Source organism: Pseudomonas sp. LBUM1662, assembly GCF_059695915.1.
This window is the reverse complement of the sequence record NZ_CP166793.1, coordinates 269,436-288,018: the sequence shown is the minus strand read 5'-3', so window position 1 is coordinate 288,018 and position 18,583 is coordinate 269,436. Positions and strand designations below refer to the sequence as shown.

17 protein-coding genes and 1 pseudogene are annotated in these 18,583 nt (G+C 59.8%); 12 read left to right on the top strand and 6 right to left on the bottom strand.

What is annotated here, in order from left to right; genetic code table 11:
• Positions 1 to 62: 62 nt before the first annotated feature.
• The gene (gene hslO / locus ACA049_RS01265) at positions 63 to 965 is read right to left on the bottom strand and encodes an Hsp33 family molecular chaperone HslO (protein WP_497332518.1); all 903 of its coding nucleotides are present in this window, start codon (positions 963 to 965) and stop codon (positions 63 to 65) included.
• 104 nt (positions 966 to 1,069) lie between these two features.
• Between hslO and ACA049_RS01260 the strand changes: the two are divergent.
• Positions 1,070 to 1,372: pseudogene (locus ACA049_RS01260) on the top strand (phosphatase PAP2 family protein); the annotation flags it as partial.
• Positions 1,373 to 1,544: 172 nt separating this feature from the next.
• Here the strand turns inward: ACA049_RS01260 and ACA049_RS01255 are convergent.
• Positions 1,545 to 1,952, bottom strand: a complete 408-nt coding sequence (locus tag ACA049_RS01255) for an RNA-binding S4 domain-containing protein (RefSeq protein WP_497332516.1) — start codon at positions 1,950 to 1,952, stop codon at positions 1,545 to 1,547.
• A 116-nt stretch (positions 1,953 to 2,068) separates the two neighbouring features.
• Here ACA049_RS01255 and rimA point away from each other — a divergent pair, with 116 nt between their 5' ends.
• From rimA to rimK, 3 genes are read left to right on the top strand one after another with little or no spacing between them, the layout of a single operon-like run.
• Positions 2,069 to 2,848 carry a S6 modification regulatory phosphodiesterase RimA gene (rimA, locus tag ACA049_RS01250; protein ID WP_497332514.1) on the top strand — a complete coding sequence of 260 codons (780 nt, stop codon included), beginning with the start codon at positions 2,069 to 2,071 and terminating at the stop codon, positions 2,846 to 2,848.
• A 17-nt stretch (positions 2,849 to 2,865) separates the two neighbouring features.
• Positions 2,866 to 3,345 carry a retropepsin-like aspartic endopeptidase RimB gene (rimB, locus tag ACA049_RS01245; protein WP_010464766.1) on the top strand — a complete coding sequence of 160 codons (480 nt, stop codon included), beginning with the start codon at positions 2,866 to 2,868 and terminating at the stop codon, positions 3,343 to 3,345.
• Positions 3,342 to 4,247 (top strand): 30S ribosomal protein S6--L-glutamate ligase, encoded by a 906-nt coding sequence (gene rimK / locus ACA049_RS01240; protein WP_007949201.1) that lies wholly within the window; start codon positions 3,342 to 3,344, stop codon positions 4,245 to 4,247. The genes rimB and rimK overlap by 4 nt, the downstream gene beginning before the upstream one ends.
• Positions 4,248 to 4,402: 155 nt before the next feature.
• Here the strand turns inward: rimK and ACA049_RS01235 are convergent, their stop codons facing one another.
• Both ACA049_RS01235 and ompR read right to left on the bottom strand, forming a co-directional pair.
• Positions 4,403 to 5,716 (bottom strand): ATP-binding protein, encoded by a 1,314-nt coding sequence (locus ACA049_RS01235; protein ID WP_497332512.1) that lies wholly within the window; start codon positions 5,714 to 5,716, stop codon positions 4,403 to 4,405.
• 101 nt (positions 5,717 to 5,817) lie between these two features.
• On the bottom strand, positions 5,818 to 6,558 hold the full coding sequence (gene ompR, locus ACA049_RS01230; protein WP_010464774.1) for an osmolarity response regulator transcription factor OmpR: 741 nt from the start codon (positions 6,556 to 6,558) through the stop codon (positions 5,818 to 5,820).
• 360 nt (positions 6,559 to 6,918) lie between these two features.
• On the opposite strand from ompR, the gene ACA049_RS01225 reads away from it, so the two are divergent.
• The 7 genes from ACA049_RS01225 to tauD all read left to right on the top strand — a co-directional run bounded on the left by ACA049_RS01225 (position 6,919) and on the right by tauD (position 15,392).
• On the top strand, positions 6,919 to 9,243 hold the full coding sequence (locus tag ACA049_RS01225; protein ID WP_497332510.1) for a Tex family protein: 2,325 nt from the start codon (positions 6,919 to 6,921) through the stop codon (positions 9,241 to 9,243).
• Complete coding sequence (locus ACA049_RS01220) at positions 9,243 to 9,626, top strand: PaaI family thioesterase (protein WP_123498192.1); 384 nt, start codon at positions 9,243 to 9,245, stop codon at positions 9,624 to 9,626. The genes ACA049_RS01225 and ACA049_RS01220 overlap by 1 nt, the downstream gene beginning before the upstream one ends.
• Positions 9,627 to 9,918: 292 nt before the next feature.
• Positions 9,919 to 11,502: a glutamate--cysteine ligase gene (gene gshA / locus ACA049_RS01215; protein ID WP_497332507.1), complete on the top strand. Its 1,584-nt coding sequence runs from the start codon at positions 9,919 to 9,921 to the stop codon at positions 11,500 to 11,502.
• A gap of 221 nt (positions 11,503 to 11,723) precedes the next feature.
• Positions 11,724 to 12,701 (top strand): taurine ABC transporter substrate-binding protein, encoded by a 978-nt coding sequence (gene tauA / locus ACA049_RS01210; protein ID WP_497332505.1) that lies wholly within the window; start codon positions 11,724 to 11,726, stop codon positions 12,699 to 12,701.
• 16 nt (positions 12,702 to 12,717) lie between these two features.
• Positions 12,718 to 13,512, top strand: coding sequence for a taurine ABC transporter ATP-binding subunit (gene tauB / locus ACA049_RS01205; RefSeq protein WP_497332503.1), 795 nt, complete (start codon positions 12,718 to 12,720; stop codon positions 13,510 to 13,512).
• Positions 13,509 to 14,342 carry a taurine ABC transporter permease TauC gene (gene tauC / locus ACA049_RS01200; RefSeq protein WP_497332501.1) on the top strand — a complete coding sequence of 278 codons (834 nt, stop codon included), beginning with the start codon at positions 13,509 to 13,511 and terminating at the stop codon, positions 14,340 to 14,342. Before tauB ends, tauC begins: the two co-directional genes overlap by 4 nt.
• Positions 14,343 to 14,549: 207 nt before the next feature.
• Entirely contained in the window at positions 14,550 to 15,392 is an 843-nt protein-coding gene (gene tauD, locus ACA049_RS01195) for a taurine dioxygenase (protein ID WP_497332499.1), read from the top strand.
• Between the two features lie 153 nt (positions 15,393 to 15,545).
• Here the strand turns inward: tauD and mgrA are convergent, their stop codons facing one another.
• Together mgrA and ACA049_RS01185 are read right to left on the bottom strand one after the other, a co-directional pair.
• Positions 15,546 to 16,583, bottom strand: coding sequence for an L-glyceraldehyde 3-phosphate reductase (mgrA, locus tag ACA049_RS01190; protein WP_497332497.1), 1,038 nt, complete (start codon positions 16,581 to 16,583; stop codon positions 15,546 to 15,548).
• Positions 16,584 to 16,762: 179 nt separating this feature from the next.
• A complete protein-coding gene (locus ACA049_RS01185; RefSeq protein WP_497332495.1) occupies positions 16,763 to 17,653 on the bottom strand; it encodes a LysR family transcriptional regulator in 891 nt (296 codons plus the stop codon).
• 121 nt (positions 17,654 to 17,774) lie between these two features.
• Between ACA049_RS01185 and ACA049_RS01180 the strand changes: the two genes are divergently transcribed.
• Positions 17,775 to 18,509: an SDR family oxidoreductase gene (locus ACA049_RS01180; protein WP_497332493.1), complete on the top strand. Its 735-nt coding sequence runs from the start codon at positions 17,775 to 17,777 to the stop codon at positions 18,507 to 18,509.
• Positions 18,510 to 18,583: the final 74 nt, after the last annotated feature.

Below are 18,583 nucleotides of genomic sequence, written 5' to 3'. Positions count from 1 at the left end.
CCCTCCCGTCAGAACGGCGTTATTCCGGCGCTAAGCAGTGAATTTACCTGCGCTGAACCGTTTTAGTGACGGGTATCTGACGGCGTATCGACACCCGCACCGGCGAACAATTGGGTGATATCGGCCGCATCAAACAGGTAGCGCTGGTTGCAGAACTGGCAATCGATCTCGACTTTGCCGCCGTGCTCAATGACCAGTGCCTGCGCGTCTTCCATACCCAAACTGACCAGAGCATTGCCCGAACGTTCTCGCGAGCAGCTGCAACGGAAACGCAGTCTCTGCACATCAAACAGGCGCACCTGCTCTTCGTGGTAGAGGCGATGAAGCACGGTTTCGTTGTCCAGGCTCAGCAATTCGTCAGCGGTCAGGGTCCCGCCCAGCGCCGTGATGTGCTGCCAACTGGCGTCGCGCTCTTCCTGGTCTTTCAAGCGGTCGGCAGGCAGTTGCTGCAGCAACAGGCCACGGGCACGACGGCCATCGGCGTACAACCAGAAACGGGTGCCGACCTGTTGCGACATCACGAAGTAATTAGTGAAGCACTCCGACAGGGTTTCGCCATCCAGATCAACAATGCCTTGGTAACGCTGGCCTTGTGTCGGGTCGATGGTCAGTGCCAGCACGCCGTTGGGCATCAGGTCGGCGAGGGTCGCGTCGGGGGCAATCCGGTCGGCTTCATAACGGGCCAGGCCACGGATTTCGCGCTCGCTGGAGCACTCGATCATCAGCAGCGGAATCGGGCCATCGGAACGGGCCTGAAGGATCAGCAAGCCATCGAACTTCAAGGTGCCGACCAGCAACGACGCGGCCGCCATCAGCTCGCCGAGCAGTTGCGCGACCGGCTCCGGATACGGGTGTTTGGCGAGGACTTCGGCGTAACTGCGCTCTAACGAAACCAGCTCGCCGCGGGTGTCGCTGTCATCGAAGATGAAGCGTTGGGTGTAGTCGGTATCCGGTAGATCGGTCATAGGTCTGGGTATCTGAAGTAATGACAAAATGGTTACAAATCGTGAAAAATTGCGCCTTTGCGGCACCGCTTTGGTGCGCGATGTTCAGCCATGGCAGGCATTTTATGAACAATCCGGGTTTGTTCCAAGCAAGGTGGAACCTGCGCCGGTTGGCTCTGTGCAATTTTGTGCCTCTGGCGCTGCTGGCCTTCTGGTTATGGCCTACGGGTCAGATGCTGTGTGTGATTTTCGACGAGTGGCTGTTTCACCTGCTGAATGCGCCGCTGGCCAGCAACACGATATGGCTACGCATCTGGGCGATTGCAAGCCTGCGCCCATTCGATGTGATGGTTGGCGTGATTCTGCTGACGCTGCTGATCAAGGGTGACTTGGTGTTCGAGAAAACTAAGGTACGTCAGGCGTTTTTCGCCGGGGGTGTCGCGGATGAGTGTGGTGTGTAGCGTTTGATTCTTGCGGCGCTGCCGGCGAGTGCTGCGCACTCGTTCGCGAGCAACCCCGCTCCCACAGGTGATCTCGGTCTAATGTGGGAGCGGGCTTGCTCGCGAAAGCGTCAGTCCAAACAACACAGAAACATCCGGCTCACTCGTCGTTGCTACTGCCCCGAAACTTGAACAAATCCCGCCGCTGTTTCTTGCTTGGCTTGCCATCGGTGCTCACGCCCAACGCGCCGGCCTTGCGCATGGCCGCGGCCGCTTCGCGCTTGGCGATGCTGGCATCGGTTTCCGTATACAACGTCTGAGCTTCCGGAGCGCCACGGCGCACGATTGATAGCGCCTGAACCACCACCGTACGTTCCTCGAACCCCACACGAATCTGAAACTCGTCGCCAACCCTCGGTTCCTTGCCTGGCTTGCAACGCTCACCCCGGCAATGCACCTTGCCGCTTTCAATCGCCGCCTTGGCCAAGGCACGTGTTTTATAAAAGCGCGCGGCCCACAACCACTTATCGAGACGGACTTTGTCGTCTTCTTCCTGTTTTTGTGCCATATGAATTCCTCTTTCCGCCTGTAGTCGGAACTGTACTACCGTTTCTGTCGGGCGCAAGAACTTGGCCCTCCAGATAGACTGTGATCTTGGCCGGCTCACCGGCATGGAGTGATCGAGTGACTATATTCCCGTCTTCATTGACCTCGCCGCAGGGCGGTTGCCAGGGCTGTCAGCAAAGCGAGCCGCTGGGCTTCGATTTTTCTTTTGCCTACCAACCGATCGTCGATCTGCGTGACCGGTCGATTTTTGCTCATGAAGCCTTGGTACGCGGCATCGCCGGAGAAGGCGCACTGTCCGTGCTCGACCAGGTCACCGAGGAGAATCGCTACCGCTTCGACCAGCTCTGCCGGACGCGAGCCATTGAGGGTGCGGCCAGGCTAAACATGCAGACACACTTGTCGATCAACTTCATGCCCAACGCCGTGTACCGCCCGGAGCTGTGCATTCGCAGCACCCTGGAAGCCGCGAAAAAACACAACTTCCCGATCAACCGTCTGATTTTTGAAACCCTGGAAAGCCAGCACGTAGATAACTATCGCCATTTGACTAATATTCTGCGTGAATACCGCGAATTCGGCTTCATGACCGCCATCGATGATTTCGGCGCGGGCTACTCGGGGCTCAATCTGCTGGCTGATTTCCAACCGGACCTGATCAAACTCGACATGGCACTGATCCGCGATGTCGACCGCGATCGTGTTCGTCAGGCTATCGTTCGAGGGGTTGTCACAATCTGTGCGGAGTTGAACGTTACAGTCATCGCCGAAGGCATAGAAAGCGCCGGAGAACGGGATTTCCTGGCGGACTGTGGAATATTTCTGATGCAGGGTTACTGGTTCGCCAAGCCTGCATTCAAAGCGTTGGCCCAGGTAACGCCTGAGGCCTGGACGCGTTAATCGCCGGTTTTTTCCTATTGAAGACATTTGACCATTTGACCGTTATCGGTCTGCGCGAGTGGGTGGCGCTCCCGGATCTGGGAGTCGCGGGCCTGCGCGCAAAAATCGACACCGGCGCCAGCACCTCGAGCCTGCATGCCACCGACATCGAGCCGTTCGAGCGCGACGGTGAAAGCTGGGTGCGCTTCACCGCGCACCTGGGCACGGTGGTGCAGTTGCGTCATCGACGCTGCGAGGCGCCACTGGTGACGCGCAAAACCATTAAAAGCTCCAACGGTCACGCGCAGATGCGTTATGTGGTCAGCACCACACTGGCCCTGGGTGATCGGGTATGGCGGGTCGAATTCACCCTCGCCTGCCGCAAATCCATGCGTTATCGCCTGCTACTCGGCTCCAAAGCCCTGATCGACGGCCAGTTGGTGGTCAATCCGGGGATTAAATATGTACAAGACAAGCCGGTGTTCCCGGTATCTACCTCCTCCACAGGTGTTGCATGAAGATCGCTGTGCTGTCGCGGAACCCGCGTCTGTATTCCACTCGTCGTCTGGTCGAAGCCGGTACCGAGCGTGGCCATGAAATGGTGGTGATCGACACCCTGCGCGCCTATATGAACATTGCCAGCCACAAGCCGCAGATCCACTACCGCGGCAAGCCGCTGGAAGGTTTCGATGCGGTGATCCCGAGGATCGGTGCGTCTGTGACGTTTTATGGCTGCGCGGTGTTGCGTCAGTTCGAAATGATGGGGGTTTTCCCGCTCAATGAATCGGTGGCCATCGCCCGTTCGCGGGACAAGCTGCGATCCCTGCAATTGCTCTCGCGTCGCGGCATCGGTTTGCCGGTGACCGGGTTTGCGCACTCCCCCGATGACATTCCCGACCTTATCGACATGGTCAACGGCGCACCGCTGGTGATCAAGGTGCTGGAAGGTACGCAAGGCATCGGTGTGGTGTTGTGTGAAACGGCGACGGCGGCAGAGTCGGTGATTGAAGCCTTCATGGGCCTGAAGCAGAACATCATGGTTCAGGAATACATCAAGGAAGCCGGCGGCGCCGACATTCGCTGCTTCGTGGTCGGTGACAAGGTGATCGCGGCGATGAAGCGCCAGGCCAAGCCTGGGGAATTCCGCTCCAACCTGCATCGCGGCGGCAGCGCCAGCCTGATCAAGATCACCCCGGAAGAACGCATGACGGCGTTGCGTGCAGCGAAGGTCATGGGTCTGGCGGTGGCGGGGGTGGATATCCTGCGCTCCAATCACGGGCCGCTGGTGATGGAAGTGAACTCGTCGCCGGGTCTGGAAGGGATTGAGACCACCACCGGGAAGAACGTGGCGGGGATCATCATTGAGCATCTTGAGAAGAATGGCGGGCCGAATATGACCCGGACCAAAGGCAAGGGTTAATCCCTGAATCTTGTGGCGGCAGGGAGGCCGCCTTCGCGGGCAAGCCTCGCTCCTACAGGTTATGCGTCGTTCACATAATTGGTGTGCGACAAAAATCCTGTAGGAGCGAGGCTTGCCCGAGAAGGGGCCATGAGCCCCACCACAAACTCCGGTTCTTACACCGCATCCCGCGGCAGCATCAAACCAAGCGGCAACCGCACCCGAGCTTCAAGCCCGCCACCCGAGCGATTGCGCAACTCGACATTCCCGCCATGCATCGAAGCAATCCGCTTCACGATGGCCAGTCCAAGTCCTGTCCCCTTCCCCCCTCGTGCGCGATCACCCCGGGTGAACGGGTTGAAGATCGCCTCCAGTTCAGAAGGATCGATACCCGCCCCACGGTCCATGACGCTCAGCACCACATACGGCGCGCTGGTATCGCCAGACACATAAGCCGCCACCTCAACTCCGCTGCCAGCATGGTTCAAAGCGTTGCCGATCAAATTGTTCAGCAACCGCTTCATCGACACCCGACGCAGGGGAAACGGCTGGATCGGTTCCAGGCGCAGCCGCACTTTTTCTTCGTTCTGGTTGTACGGCGCCGCGACTTCACGAACCAGGTCGCTCAGGTCCACTTCTTCGACAGACTCGTCACGACCATCGCGGATAAACGCGAGGAACTGGTCAAGAATCGCGTCCATGTCCTCGATGTCGCGCACCATGTCGTCCGTCAGGTCGTTATGGTCACCCATCAACTCCAGGGACAAGCGCAAACGGGTCAGCGGTGTACGCAGGTCGTGTGAGACCCCAGCCAGCATCAGCTCGCGCTCGCGTCCGGCCTGTTCGACGTCCTCGGCCATCTGGTTGAAGGCGCGATACACCTCGGTCATTTCGCTCGGCGTGTCGCTGATCGGCAGGCGCACGCTGCGACCCTGGCCGAGTTGCCGTGCGGCATAGACCAGACGCTTCAACGGTTGATTGAGCTGGCTGACGAAGATCCACGCCGAGGCGGTGGACAGCAAGCCGATCGCGAGGAACCAGCCAAGCACGTTCCAGATTTTCTGGCCGCGCAACGGATGCGGATAGAGTGGCACTTTCAGCCAGCCATCGCCCAGGCTAGGCGCCCGGACCCACAGGGCCGGCGGCGAGTGCATGCGTAATCGCACCTCGGTGTCGGTACCCAGTTCGGCCTGCATCTGCCGCTGATAGATCTCGCTGTAGGGCCAGTGTTGCTCGCCCTCCGGCACACCCGCACCCACCACACGGATCAGGGTGGCGGCGTCGGCGATTTTCTCACGGTTTTCTTCGTCGGCGGCCCAATAGGCGCGCAGCGTCAGGGCGACGCCGTGGCTGTATTGGCGATCCACCAGCACGTCTTCGTTCATCAACAGATAAACCAGGGTCAGCGCCTTGGAAAACAGGACGACGATCAACACCAGCCACAGGGTGCGCGAGAAGAAACTCTGGGGGAACCAAACGGGGGTTTTCATGGATAACCGCTACACACTTGCAGGAGCGAGCGATGCTCGCATATTGCGGATCGCGAGTCTGCGGACAATCGTCCGCAAGACCCGCTCCTACAAATCGCCGATCACTTGGTGGCGGCGCCATCCGGAACGAACACGTAGCCCACGCCCCAGACCGTCTGGATGTAGCGCGGTTTGGATGGATCGGGCTCGATCATCCGGCGCAGACGGGAAATCTGCACGTCGATGGAACGCTCCAGGGCATCCCATTCGCGACCACGGGCCAGGTTCATCAGTTTGTCGCGAGTCAGCGGCTGACGCGCATTCATGACCAATGCCTTGAGTACCGCGAATTCACCGGTGGTCAGCATGTGCACTTCGTCACCGCGCTTGAGTTCGCGAGTGGCCAGGGACAGCTCGTAATCACCGAAGGTCACGCTTTCGTCTTCGCTGCCCGGTGCGCCCGGCACAGGTGTCGACTGACGACGCAGGACCGCTTTGACACGGGCCATCAGCTCATCCGGGTTGAACGGCTTGGCCAGGTAATCGTCGGCGCCCAGCTCCAGGCCCTTGATGCGGCTCAGCTCATCGCCCTTGGCGGTCAGCATGATGATCGGGATCTGATTGTTCGCCGTGCGCAGGCGGCGGCAGGCGGTCAGACCGTCTTCGCCGGGCAGCATCAGGTCGAGGACGACCAGGTTGAACACTTCACGCGCCAGCAGGCGATCCATTTGTTCAGTGTTCGGTACGGCGCGGGCGCGGTAGCCCTTGCTGACGAAAAAACGTTCCAGCAGGCTGCTCAGCCCTGGATCGTCGTCAACAATAAGAATTTTTTCGCCTTCAGCATTGTTTGCAGTGCTGCTCATTAGATGCTCCTTTGATCTCGGCGCGCATTATGGCGTAGCTGCCGTTATACGCACCGTGTGCATTGTTAGCAGATTTTTCCTTCACTGCCAGAAATCCGGCCCTCGCGCTACCGCCTGCGATGCCCCTGAATGATAGAACGCTGGTTATAATGCGCGGCCTTTTGTGTCAGGCAACGTCTGATCATGGCTGCAGGTGGCTGCTTTTTATTTTCATGGCGCCGGCAGTCATTGTTCGATTTCACGGGTCAACGGAGTACCTGTTGATCCAGGTAGCGGCGCACGCCAGGCCGCTCAACCAGACTCGCCGAGGCCTTATCTCTGCGCCTGCGAGCCTGCTTTCACAATTTGTCAGGTGGTTTTATGGACAGCATCAACAGCCGCATCGCCGAGGAACTCGGTGTACGCCCACAACAGGTCGAAGCGGCCGTCGCGCTACTCGATGAAGGCTCAACCGTTCCCTTCATCGCCCGCTACCGGAAAGAAGTGACCGGCAGCCTCGATGACATCCAGTTGCGTCATCTGGAAGAACGTCTGCGCTACCTGCGAGAACTCGACGAACGGCGCATCAGCATCCTCGCCAGCATCGAAGAGCAAGGCAAGCTGACCCCGCAACTCGAACGCGACATCAAACTCGCCGACACCAAGACCCGTCTTGAAGACTTGTACCTGCCGTACAAACAGAAGCGCCGCACCAAGGGCCAGATCGCCCTGGAAGCCGGCCTCGGCGAGCTGGCCGATGGTCTGTTCAACGACCCGACCCTGACGCCGGACGCCGAAGCCGCCCGCTTCATCAACGCCGAAAAAGGCGTCGCCGATGTGAAGGCTGCCCTCGAAGGCGCCAAGTACATCCTGATGGAACGCTTCGCCGAAGACGCCGGTTTGCTGGACAAACTGCGCAGCTACCTCAAGCAGGAAGCGACCCTCAGCGCCCGCGTCATTGCCGGCAAGGAAGAGGAAGGCGCCAAGTTCCGCGACTATTTCGAACACGATGAACCGCTGAAAAGCATGCCGTCGCACCGCGCGCTGGCGATTTTCCGTGGCCGCAACGAAGGCATCCTCAGTTCGGCGCTGAAGGTTGGCGACGAGCTGCCGGGCACCATGCACCCGTGCGAAGGCATGATCGGTCAGCAATTCGGTATCCAGAACCAGAACCGCGCCGCCGACAAATGGCTGGGCGAAGTGGTGCGCTGGACCTGGAAGGTCAAGCTCTATACCCACCTCGAAACCGATCTGCTCGGCGAACTGCGCGATGGCGCAGAAACCGAAGCGATCAACGTGTTCGCGCACAACCTGCACGACTTGCTGCTGTCGGCCCCGGCCGGCCCGCGCGCCACCCTGGGTCTCGACCCGGGCCTGCGCACCGGCTGCAAGGTTGCCGTGGTCGATTCCACCGGCAAGCTGCTGGACCACGCCACGGTTTACCCGCACGTGCCGCACAACAAGTGGGACCAGACCATCGCGATTCTCGCCGCACTGTGCGCCAAGCACTCGGTGGACTTGATCGCCATCGGCAACGGCACCGCCAGCCGCGAAACCGACAAGCTGGCCGCTGAGCTGATCAAAAAATACCCAGCGATGAAGATGACCAAGGTCATGGTTTCCGAGGCCGGTGCATCGGTTTACTCGGCGTCGGAACTGGCTTCCAAGGAATTCCCGGACCTCGACGTGTCGATCCGTGGCGCGGTGTCGATTGCCCGTCGCCTGCAGGATCCGCTAGCCGAACTGGTGAAGATCGATCCGAAGTCCATCGGCGTCGGCCAGTACCAGCACGACGTGTCGCAGTTGAAACTGGCGCGCGGCCTGGACGCTGTGGTCGAGGACTGCGTGAACGCCGTGGGCGTGGACGTGAACACTGCTTCCGTGGCGCTGCTGGCTCGAATTTCCGGCCTCAACGCGACCCTGGCGCAGAACATCGTCAGTCACCGCGACGAGCACGGCGCGTTCAAAACCCGTGCGGCGCTGAAGAAAGTCGCTCGTCTGGGCGAGAAAACCTTCGAACAGGCCGCCGGTTTCCTTCGCGTCATGAACGGCGACAACCCGCTGGATTCGTCGGCTGTTCACCCGGAAGCCTATCCGCTGGTGCAGCGCATTGCCGCTGAAACCGACCGTGATATCCGCTCGCTGATCGGCGATGCGAGCTTCCTCAAGCGTCTCGATCCGAAGAAGTACACCGACGAAACCTTCGGCCTGCCGACGGTCACCGACATCCTGCAAGAACTGGAAAAACCGGGCCGTGACCCGCGTCCGGAGTTCAAGACTGCCGAGTTCCAGGAAGGCGTCGAAGACCTCAAGGACCTGCAACTGGGGATGATCCTCGAAGGCGTCGTGACCAACGTGACCAACTTCGGCGCGTTCGTTGACATCGGCGTGCATCAGGACGGTTTGGTGCACATCTCTGCGCTTTCGGAGAAGTTCATCAAGGATCCGCGTGAAGCGGTGAAAGCCGGCGACGTGGTGAAAGTGAAGGTCATGGAAGTTGATATCCCGCGTAAACGCGTGGGTCTGTCGATGCGCATGAGCGACACCCCGGGCGAGAAAATCGACGGTGCCCGTGGTGCACGTCCGGGGTCGGCTCCACGCCAGTCCCAAAACAACGCACCGCGTAAAGAAACCACGGCGGCGGCCCCGGCCAACAACGCCATGGCTTCGCTGTTCGCCAACGCCAAGCAGTTGAAGAAACGCTGATGGAGATTCCCGCCGGCCTGACCGAAAGCGCGTTTTTCAAGCTGCTGGGCTGTCGTTTGCACAGCCTGGAAACCGGGGTGGCGCAAGTCGCCCTGGGGCTTGAGCCAGAGTTGCGCAATCGCGGCGGCAAGCTGCACGGCGGGGCCTTGTTCAGCCTGGTGGACATTGCCATGGGGCTGGCCTGTTCCAGCACCCACGGTTTTGACCAGCAGAGTGCGACCATCGAATGCAAGATCAACTACATTCGCGCCGTTTCAGATGGCGAAGTGATGTGCACGGCGCGGGTGATTCACCCGGGCCGTCGCACGCTGGTGGTCGAAGCTGACGTGATGCAAGGCGACAAACTGGTCGCAAAAGCACAGGGCACGTTCGCTGTCCTGTAGCTAGATGTCATCGATTTGAGTTAATTTCAGCGCTATGAAAGCGGCGCCGGGATTTTTTGTGGGAGCGGGCTTGCTCGCGAAAGCGGTGTGTCAGGCAACTTAAATGTTGACTGGCACGCCCTCTTCGCGAGCAAGCCCGCTCCCACAGGGTCTGTGGCGACTGATCCTTGACCGACTGGCATGAGGTCCGTGCTGCTCAAAAACCAGGCGAAAACGCCAGTTTTAACTTCACCCTTGTAGACCGTCTTGCCCACCCCCATATTGGGGCGACTGACGCGTGAAGGAATCCAACTTGAGCGAACTTCTCAACCGCCGCCTGGCTCTGCTCGGCGAGCGCGCTAACCTCTCTCTGCTCGAACAGTGCCTTCACGGCATCGAACGTGAATGCCTGCGCGTGACCGGCGAAGGTCGCCTGGCGCAAACGCCGCACCCGGAAGAATTGGGTTCCGCGCTGACCAATGAACAAATCACCACCGACTATTCCGAGTCGTTGCTGGAATTCATTACCCCGGCCCTGCCAGACCCGGCCGATACGCTGGCGAGCCTGGACAAGATTCACCGCTTTGCCTACAGCAAGCTCGGCAACGAGTTTCTGTGGAGTCCATCGATGCCGTGCCCGTTGCCGGCCGAGGAAGATATCCCGATCGCCTATTACGGCACGTCCAACATCGGTCAGCTCAAGTACGTTTATCGCAAGGGCCTGGCCCTGCGGTACGGCAAGACCATGCAGTGCATCGCCGGGATTCACTACAACTTTTCCCTGCCGGAAAAGCTCTGGCCACTGCTGAGAGAGACTGAAGGCTTTGTCGGCACCGACCGTGATTATCAGTCGTCGGCCTATATCGCGCTGATCCGCAACTTCCGCCGCTACAGCTGGCTGCTGATGTACTTGTTCGGTGCCTCGCCTGCACTGGACGCCGGTTTCCTGCGCGGTCGTTCGCACCAGTTGGAACAACTGGACCCGGACACGTTATACCTGCCGTACGCCACCAGCCTGCGCATGAGCGACCAGGGTTACCAGAGCAACGCCCAGGCCGGTTTGACGCCGTGCTACAACGACTTGGCGAGCTACACCGACAGCCTGCGCAAAGCGGTCGCCACGCCGTATGCGCCGTACGTTGAAATCGGCACGCATCAGGACGGTGAGTGGGTTCAGCTCAACACCAACATCCTGCAAATCGAAAACGAGTACTACTCCAACATCCGCCCAAAACGCGTGACCTATACCGGCGAACGGCCGATCCAGGCGCTGGTGGCCCGTGGCATTCAGTACGTTGAAGTGCGTTGCCTGGACATCAACCCGTTCCTGCCGATGGGCATCGACCTCACCGAGTCGCGTTTCCTCGACGCGTTCCTGCTGTATTGCGCGCTGAACGACAGCCCGCTGCTGACCAATACCTCGTGCGGCAACGCGACCTCGAACTTCCTCAGCGTGGTCAAGGAAGGTCGTCGTCCGGGCCTGCAACTGCAGCGCGACGGTCAACCGGTCGACCTGAAGGAATGGGCCGGCGAGTTGCTGGAGAAGATTGCGCCTTTGGCCGCGCTGCTGGATCAGAGCCATGGCGGCGATGCCCACAGCAAGGCATTGGATGCGCAACTGGCCAAGGTCAAGGACTCGTCCCTGACGCCATCGGCCCAGGTGCTGGCGGCGATGGCTGAGCACAAGGAAAGCTTTGCCCAGTTCTCCTTGCGTCAGAGCCAGGCGCATGCGGAGTTTTTCCGCAGCGAGCCTTTGAGTAGCGAAGACCAGGCGAAGTTTGAAGAACGCGCGCGTTCGTCGCTGGCTGAGCAAGTGGAGCTGGAACAGAACGAAGTCGGCGATTTCGATGTGTTTGTCGGGTCGTATCAGGCGAGCATTCTGGCGATCAGCAACTAAGCGGCGCCTGGTAAAAGATCGCAGCCTCGTTTCACTCGACAGCTCCTACATGGGTCCGCGGTTCCTGTAGGAGCTGTCGAGTGAAACGAGGCTGCGATCTTTTGATCCCTTAGAATTTTCCGCTCATAAGCTCATTCGAAAAAGTTATTTATTTTCGGATTCTTAGATCATTTAGTCTCCTTTTCACGCCGACTCTCGGTCGCCTGACAAGGAGCTTCTCAATGAAACTGAATGTCCCTCTTCGCCTCCTGGCGGCCGCGTCCCTGGCTGCGGCGAGTTTCTTTGCCCAGGCGGCTGACGTCACCGTCGCCTACCAGACCACCGTAGACCCGGCAAAAGTCGCCCAGGCCGACGGTGCTTACGAAAAAGCCACCAACGCCAAGATCGACTGGCGCAAATTCGACAATGGCGCCGACATCATCGCCGCCATCGCGTCCGGTGACGTACAGATCGGCTACCTCGGTTCCAGCCCGCTGACGGCGGCAATCACTCGCAAAGTCCCGGTCGAAACCTTCCTCATCGCAACGCAGATCGGCGCAGCTGAAGCCCTGGTCGCCCGCGACGGTTCCGGGATCAAGACCCCGCAGGACCTGATCGGCAAGAAAATCGCCGTGCCATTCGTTTCCACCGGCCACTACAGCCTGCTGGCCGCGCTCAAACACTGGAACATTGATCCGTCGAAAGTCACTGTGCTCAACCTCGCTCCGCCCGCCATCATCGCTGCGTGGAAACGCGGCGACATCGACGCTACCTACGTGTGGGACCCAGCCCTCGGCGTGGCCAAGGAAAACGGCAAAGTGCTGATCACTTCCGGCGAACTGGCCAAGTTTGGCGCGCCGACCTTCGATGCCTGGATCGTGCGTAAAGACTTCGCCGAGAAGCACCCGGAAATCGTCACTGCGTTCGCCAAAGTGACCCTGGATGCCTACGCCGATTACCGCAAAGACCCGAAAGCCTGGCTCGCCAATCAATCCAACGTCGACAAACTGGTGAAGCTCTCCGGTGCCAAGGCCAGCGACATTCCGTTGCTGCTGCAAGGCAACGTGTTTCCGCTGGCGGCTGATCAAGTGATCACCCTCGGTGCGCCGACCACCAAGGCCATCACCGACACTGCTGTGTTCCTCAAAGAACAAGGCAAGGTCGAGGCCGTGCTGCCGGACTACGCGCCGTACGTCAGCGCCAAGTTCATCACCAACTGATCGGGAGTTAACCGCGATGGCTTTGCTACAGCTGGAGCGCATCAGCGCACAGTACCCCGGCAGCCCGGAACCGGTACTGGCGGATATTTCCCTGAGTCTTGGGCCCCAGCAATTGCTGGTAGCCCTCGGCCCGTCCGGCAGTGGCAAGACTTCGCTGTTGAACCTGATCGCCGGTTTCGTCGAGCCCAGCGCCGGGCGTATCACCCTTGATGGCGTGCCGGTCAAAGGCCCAAGCGCCGAACGCGGCGTGGTGTTCCAGGACGACGCCTTGCTGCCTTGGCAGGACGTGTTGGCCAACGTTGGTTTTGGCCTGGAGCTGGCCGGCGTTTCACGGGAAAAACGCGAAATCCGCGCCCGGGAAATGCTCGCTTTGGTAGACCTTTCCGGTTTTGAAAATCGCCGCATCTGGCAGCTCTCGGGTGGCCAGAAACAACGTGTCGGCCTGGCCCGCGCCCTCGCCGCCGACCCTCGCGTGCTGCTGATGGACGAACCCTTCGGCGCCCTCGATGCCTTCACCCGCGAACAGATGCAGGAGCTGCTGCTGCAAGTCTGGCAGCGCACCGCCAAACCGGTGTTCCTGATTACCCACGACATTGAAGAAGCGGTGTTCCTCGCCACGGATTTGATTCTGCTGGCGCCGACCCCAGGGCAAATCGTCGAACGCCTGAGCCTGGATTTCGGTCAGCGTTACGCCGCCGGTGAGTCGGCTCGCTCGATCAAGTCAGACCCACGCTTCATCGAAACCCGCGAACACGTGCTCGCCAAAGTGTTCTCCCAACGCAGCGCCGCCCAACGGCAGGAGCGCGCATGAGCAGTTATGAAATTCCCGCTGTTGCGGTGAAACCAGGTTCGACGGTCATTCCTGTACGTCGCAGTTTGAACACGCGCTGGATCAGCGTGCTGACGCTGGTGGCGCTCGTTGTGATTTGGTGGGCCGTTACCGCCACCGGAATGATCGAACCGCTGTTCCTGCCGCCACCGTCCGCAGTCCTGCAAAAAGGCTGGCTGCTGGTGACTACCGGCTACATGGATTCGACCTTGTGGCAGCACTTGGGAGCGAGTTTGAGCCGAATCGGTCTGGGCCTCGGTTTCGCGGTGCTGACCGCCGTGCCCGTCGGCATCGCCATCGGCCACAACCGCATCGCACGCGGCATTCTCGATCCGTTGATCGAGTTCTACCGGCCGATTCCACCACTGGCTTATCTGCCGCTGATCGTGATCTGGTGCGGCATCGGCGAGTTGTCGAAAGTCTTGCTGATCTACCTCGCGATCTTCGCCCCGATCGCCATTGCCACTGCAACCGGCGTGCGCACCGTCGACCCGGCCAAGCTGCGTGCCGCGCAGTCGCTGGGCGCGACCCGGGCGCAGTTGATCCGCCATGTGATTCTGCCGAGCGCCTTGCCGGATATTTTGACTGGCGTGCGTATCGGTCTCGGCGTGGGCTGGTCGACACTGGTTGCTGCCGAATTGATTGCTGCCACCAGCGGTTTGGGCTTCATGGTGCAGTCGGCCGCGCAGTTCCTGGTCACCGATGTGGTGGTGCTGGGGATTCTGGTCATCGCGCTGATCGCCTTCGCCATGGAAATGGGCCTGCGCGCCCTGCAACGCAAACTGGTGCCGTGGCATGGCCAGGCTCACTGAAGCTTTAAATGTGGGGGCAACTGTCCTGATGCCCCACTTTTTTGGATCAACCCTGTAGGAGCTGTCGAGTGAAACGAGGCTGCGATCTTTTGATCTTGCTCTCTAAAAAGATCAAAAGATCGCAGCCTCGTTTCACTCGACAGCTCCTACGGGCGCGGTGTCGTTCACAACATTCATGTACGACACCCGAAATTGAAGAGAACCGCCATGAGCAAATTGACCATCGTCCCCCTCAGCTCTGCCCTCGGCGCGCAAATCAGCGGCATCGACGTCAGCCAACCGCTGAATCAGGAACAACGCGACGCCATCGAGCAAGCGCTGCTCAAGCATCAAGTGTTGTTCTTCCGCGACCAGCCGATCACGCCTCAGCAGCAGGCACGATTCGCTGCCAACTTCGGCGACCTGCACATCCATCCGATCTACCCGAATGTGCCGGAACAGCCCGAAGTGCTGATCCTCGACACGGCAGTCACCGACGTGCGCGACAACGCGATCTGGTACACCGACGTGACCTTCCTGCCGACCCCGGCCATGGGCGCGGTGCTGAGTGCCAAGTTGCTGCCGGAATTTGGTGGTGACACGTTGTGGGCCAGTGGCATTGCGGCGTATGAAGCGTTGTCGGCGCCGATGAAAACCTTGCTCGAAGGGCTGACCGCCACCCACGATTTCACCCGCTCGTTTCCGCTGGAGCGTTATGGCAACACACCTGAAGCGTTGGCCCAGTGGGAAGAAGCGCGCCGCAAGAATCCACCACTGTCACACCCGGTGATCCGCACTCATCCGGTGAGCGGACGTCGTTCGTTATTCGTCAATGAAGGCTTCACGTCGAAGCTCAATGAGCTGTCGGAAACCGAGAGTGAAGCGATTCTGAAATTGTTGTTTGCGCATGCGACGCGGCCGGAATTCACTATTCGCTGGCGCTGGCAGAAAGACGATGTGGCGTTCTGGGATAACCGCGTGACACAGCATTACGCCGTGGATGATTACCGGCCGGCGCGACGGGTGATGCAGCGGGCTACGGTGTTGGGGGATGTGCCGTTCTTTCGGTAAACCCGGTTTTTTTGTTGTTTGGTCTGGCCCCTTCGCGAGCAAGCCCGCTCCCACATTCGACCGCGTTCTGAAATCAAGAACGCGGTCGAATGTGGGAGCGGGCTTGCTCGCGAAGGCGGTACAACAGGCGCCGAATAAATCGGCGTCCAACGATTACTCAGCCGTCGAAGGCTTCTCCCAAAGATTAATCCCGCCTTCCTGGGCAAACCGGTCAATCTCCGCCAGCTCCTCAGCGCTAAAGCTCAAATTCTTCAACGCCCCGACGTTCTCGATAATCTGCTCCGGCCGGCTCGCACCGATCAGCGCCGAGGTCACGCGCGGATCGCGCAGCGTCCACGCCAACGCCAGTTGCGCCAGGCTCTGACCGCGACGTTTGGCAATTTCGTTGAGCCCACGCACATGGGCGATGTTGGCTTCGGACAGATGAGATTCCTGCAACGAACCACCGCCCGGACGATTGACCCGCGCATCCTTCGGAATGCCATTGAGGTATTTGTCGGTCAACAAACCTTGCGCCAGCGGCGTGAAAGCAATCACGCCGGTGCCGAGTTCGTCGGTGACATCCAGCAGGTCCTTTTCAACCCAGCGATTGAGCAGGTTGTACGCCGGCTGGTGAATCAGCAACGGCACTTTCCACTCTTTCAACAGCGCCGCCATCTCGCGGGTTTTCACCCCGGAATACGACGAGATACCGATGTACAACGCCTTGCCTTGCTGCACGGCGGTGGCCAGCGCACTGGCGGTTTCTTCCAGCGGCGTGTCCGGGTCGAAGCGATGGGAATAGAAGATGTCCACGTAGTCCAGGCCCAGGCGTTGCAGGCTCTGGTCGAGGCTGGCCAGCACGTACTTGCGCGAACCGCCGCCCTGGCCGTAAGGGCCCGGCCACATATCCCAACCGGCCTTGCTCGAGATAATCAGCTCGTCGCGATACTGCTTGAAGTCTTCACGCAGCAAACGACCGAAATTGATCTCGGCACTGCCGTACGGCGGGCCATAGTTGTTGGCCAGGTCGAAGTGGTTGATGCCCAGGTCGAACGCGGTACGCAACAGCGAGCGCTGAGTGTCGATCGGCGTGCTGTCGCCAAAGTTGTGCCACAGGCCCAGGGATAGCGCCGGCAGCACCAGACCGCTGCGGCCCACGCGGCGGTAAGGGATAGCGTCATAGCGGTTTTCGGCAGCGGTGTAAGTCATCGAATCCTCTCTTGTCTGTCTTGAACTTGGTATCGACTGCTTCGCAAGTTGCCCAGCATACGCCCAGACAAACGCCGATAAACCTCCGACTCGAGAAAATGCTGAAACGTTTCACAAGTTTCATCTTGATGATCGTTCCCACGCGGAGCGTGGGAACGATCAAGAGCAGCGAAGCGAGGTCAAACAGCCCCCGCAAACACTTCCCCCAACCAATCCACAAACACCCGAACCCGTGGCGACATGTGTCGGTTGTGGGGGTACAGCACCGAAACCGGCATTGGCGGGGGCGGCGTGTCGATGAGGACTTCTTGTACCAGGCCTTGGGAGATCTGCGTTTCCATTCGGTAATGCGGACACTGGATCAGGCCGAGGCCGGCAATCGCCGAGGCCGCGTAAATTTCCGCACCGAACACTGAAACCGCACCCTCGATAGCGACTTCTTTCAGCTCGCCATCGAGCATGAATTCGAAGGGGAATAACTTGGCGGTGGTGCGCGAAACGTAGTTCACCGCCCGGTGGTGTTTCAGGTCTTCCAGGCTTTTGGGTTCACCGTATTTGCGCAGGTACGCGGGGCTGGCGCAGGTGATCTGGCGCAGGCTGGCGATACGTTTTCCGATAAGTGCCGAATCACTCAAGGTGCCGGCGCGCAGGACGCAGTCGACGCCCTCGGCGATCAGGTCGACAAAACGGTCGGCCTCGCTGATGGACAGTTCGATGTCCGGGTAACGCGCCATGAATTGTGGCAATGCCGGGATCACAAAATGCCTGGCCAGGGTGCCGTGCAGGTCGACGCGCAAACGGCCCTTGGGTGCGCAGCCGCGAAACGCCAGTTCGGCTTCTTCCAGTTCTGCCAGCAAGTGCACACAACGCTGGTAATAGGCCTCGCCGTCCAGCGTTGGGCGCACCTTGCGCGTGCTGCGTTCCAACAACCGCGTACCGAGCCAGGCTTCGAACTGATTCAACGTATGGGTCAATGTCGCCCGCGGCAGGTTCAGGTCTTCGGCGGCCAGCGTGAAACTGCTGCGCTCGTAGATCCGCACGAAGACCTTCATCGCTTTGACTTGATCCATGTCGGCCTCCGATTGTTGGCGATTATTGAACAGTCAAGGCAACTCTCGTGCATTTATCGGCCTGAGTAAACATGTGAATCTGGCTTCACACCGAACAACCACCTCATCAGGAATCAACGCCATGACTACTCAGAAAGTTGCCATTGTGACCGGCGCCTCCCGCGGCATCGGCGCGGTGATTGCCAGACAACTGGCCAGCGAAGGTTTCGCCGTCGCTATCAACTACGCCAGCAGCGCCACCGAAGCCTCGAAACTCGTTGTTGAATTGCGCCAGGCCGGGCATCAGGCCATAGCGGTGAAGGCTGACGTGGCCAATGCCGACGACGTGCGCCGGATGTTCGACGAGACTGAAACACAGTTAGGCAAGGTCGATGTGCTGATCAACAACGCCGGCATTCTCAAGGTGATGCCGCTGGCGCAACACACGGACGAGTTGTTCGACCAGACCTTCAACATCCATGCACGCGGCACCTTCAACACCTTGCGTGAAGCGGCGACGCGTTTGAACAGCGGCGGGCGGGTCGTCAACTTCTCCAGCAGCACTGTCGGCCTCAACCTGCCGGGCTACGCCGTGTACATCGCCAGCAAGGCGGCGGTGGAGTCGCTGACGCAGGTGTTCGCCAAGGAAATGCGTGGGCGCAACATCACCGTCAACGCTGTGGCACCGGGGCCGGTGGCGACCGAGTTGTTTTTGCACGGCAAGAGTGAGGAGCAGATCCAGAACTTCGCCAAGATGCCTCCGCTGGAGCGTCTGGGTCAGCCGGAGGATATTGCTCGGGTGGTGTCGTTTCTGGTCGGGCCGGATTCGGCTTGGGTCAATGGACAGATTCTGCGGGCTAATGGTGGATTGGTTTAAGCTGGTTTGCAGGCAGGCCAGACGCCTTCGCGGGCAAGCCTCGCTCCTACAGAGGTTACGCGCAATCTGTAGGA

Bases quoted from the DNA above. Each gene is read 5' to 3' on its own strand.
- tauD (WP_497332499.1), top strand. From the start codon at position 14,550: ATGAGCAAATTGACCATCGTCCCCCTCAGCTCTGCCCTCGGCGCGCAA.
- tauA (WP_497332505.1), top strand. From the start codon at position 11,724: ATGAAACTGAATGTCCCTCTTCGCCTCCTGGCGGCCGCGTCCCTGGCT.
- mgrA (WP_497332497.1), bottom strand. From the start codon at position 16,583: ATGACTTACACCGCTGCCGAAAACCGCTATGACGCTATCCCTTACCGC.
- ACA049_RS01225 (WP_497332510.1), top strand. From the start codon at position 6,919: ATGGACAGCATCAACAGCCGCATCGCCGAGGAACTCGGTGTACGCCCA.
- rimK (WP_007949201.1), top strand. From the start codon at position 3,342: ATGAAGATCGCTGTGCTGTCGCGGAACCCGCGTCTGTATTCCACTCGT.
- ompR (WP_010464774.1), bottom strand. From the start codon at position 6,558: ATGAGCAGCACTGCAAACAATGCTGAAGGCGAAAAAATTCTTATTGTT.
- ACA049_RS01255 (WP_497332516.1), bottom strand. From the start codon at position 1,952: ATGGCACAAAAACAGGAAGAAGACGACAAAGTCCGTCTCGATAAGTGG.
- ACA049_RS01235 (WP_497332512.1), bottom strand. From the start codon at position 5,716: ATGAAAACCCCCGTTTGGTTCCCCCAGAGTTTCTTCTCGCGCACCCTG.
- ACA049_RS01180 (WP_497332493.1), top strand. From the start codon at position 17,775: ATGACTACTCAGAAAGTTGCCATTGTGACCGGCGCCTCCCGCGGCATC.
- ACA049_RS01220 (WP_123498192.1), top strand. From the start codon at position 9,243: ATGGAGATTCCCGCCGGCCTGACCGAAAGCGCGTTTTTCAAGCTGCTG.
- ACA049_RS01185 (WP_497332495.1), bottom strand. From the start codon at position 17,653: ATGGATCAAGTCAAAGCGATGAAGGTCTTCGTGCGGATCTACGAGCGC.
- tauB (WP_497332503.1), top strand. From the start codon at position 12,718: ATGGCTTTGCTACAGCTGGAGCGCATCAGCGCACAGTACCCCGGCAGC.
- hslO (WP_497332518.1), bottom strand. From the start codon at position 965: ATGACCGATCTACCGGATACCGACTACACCCAACGCTTCATCTTCGAT.
- tauC (WP_497332501.1), top strand. From the start codon at position 13,509: ATGAGCAGTTATGAAATTCCCGCTGTTGCGGTGAAACCAGGTTCGACG.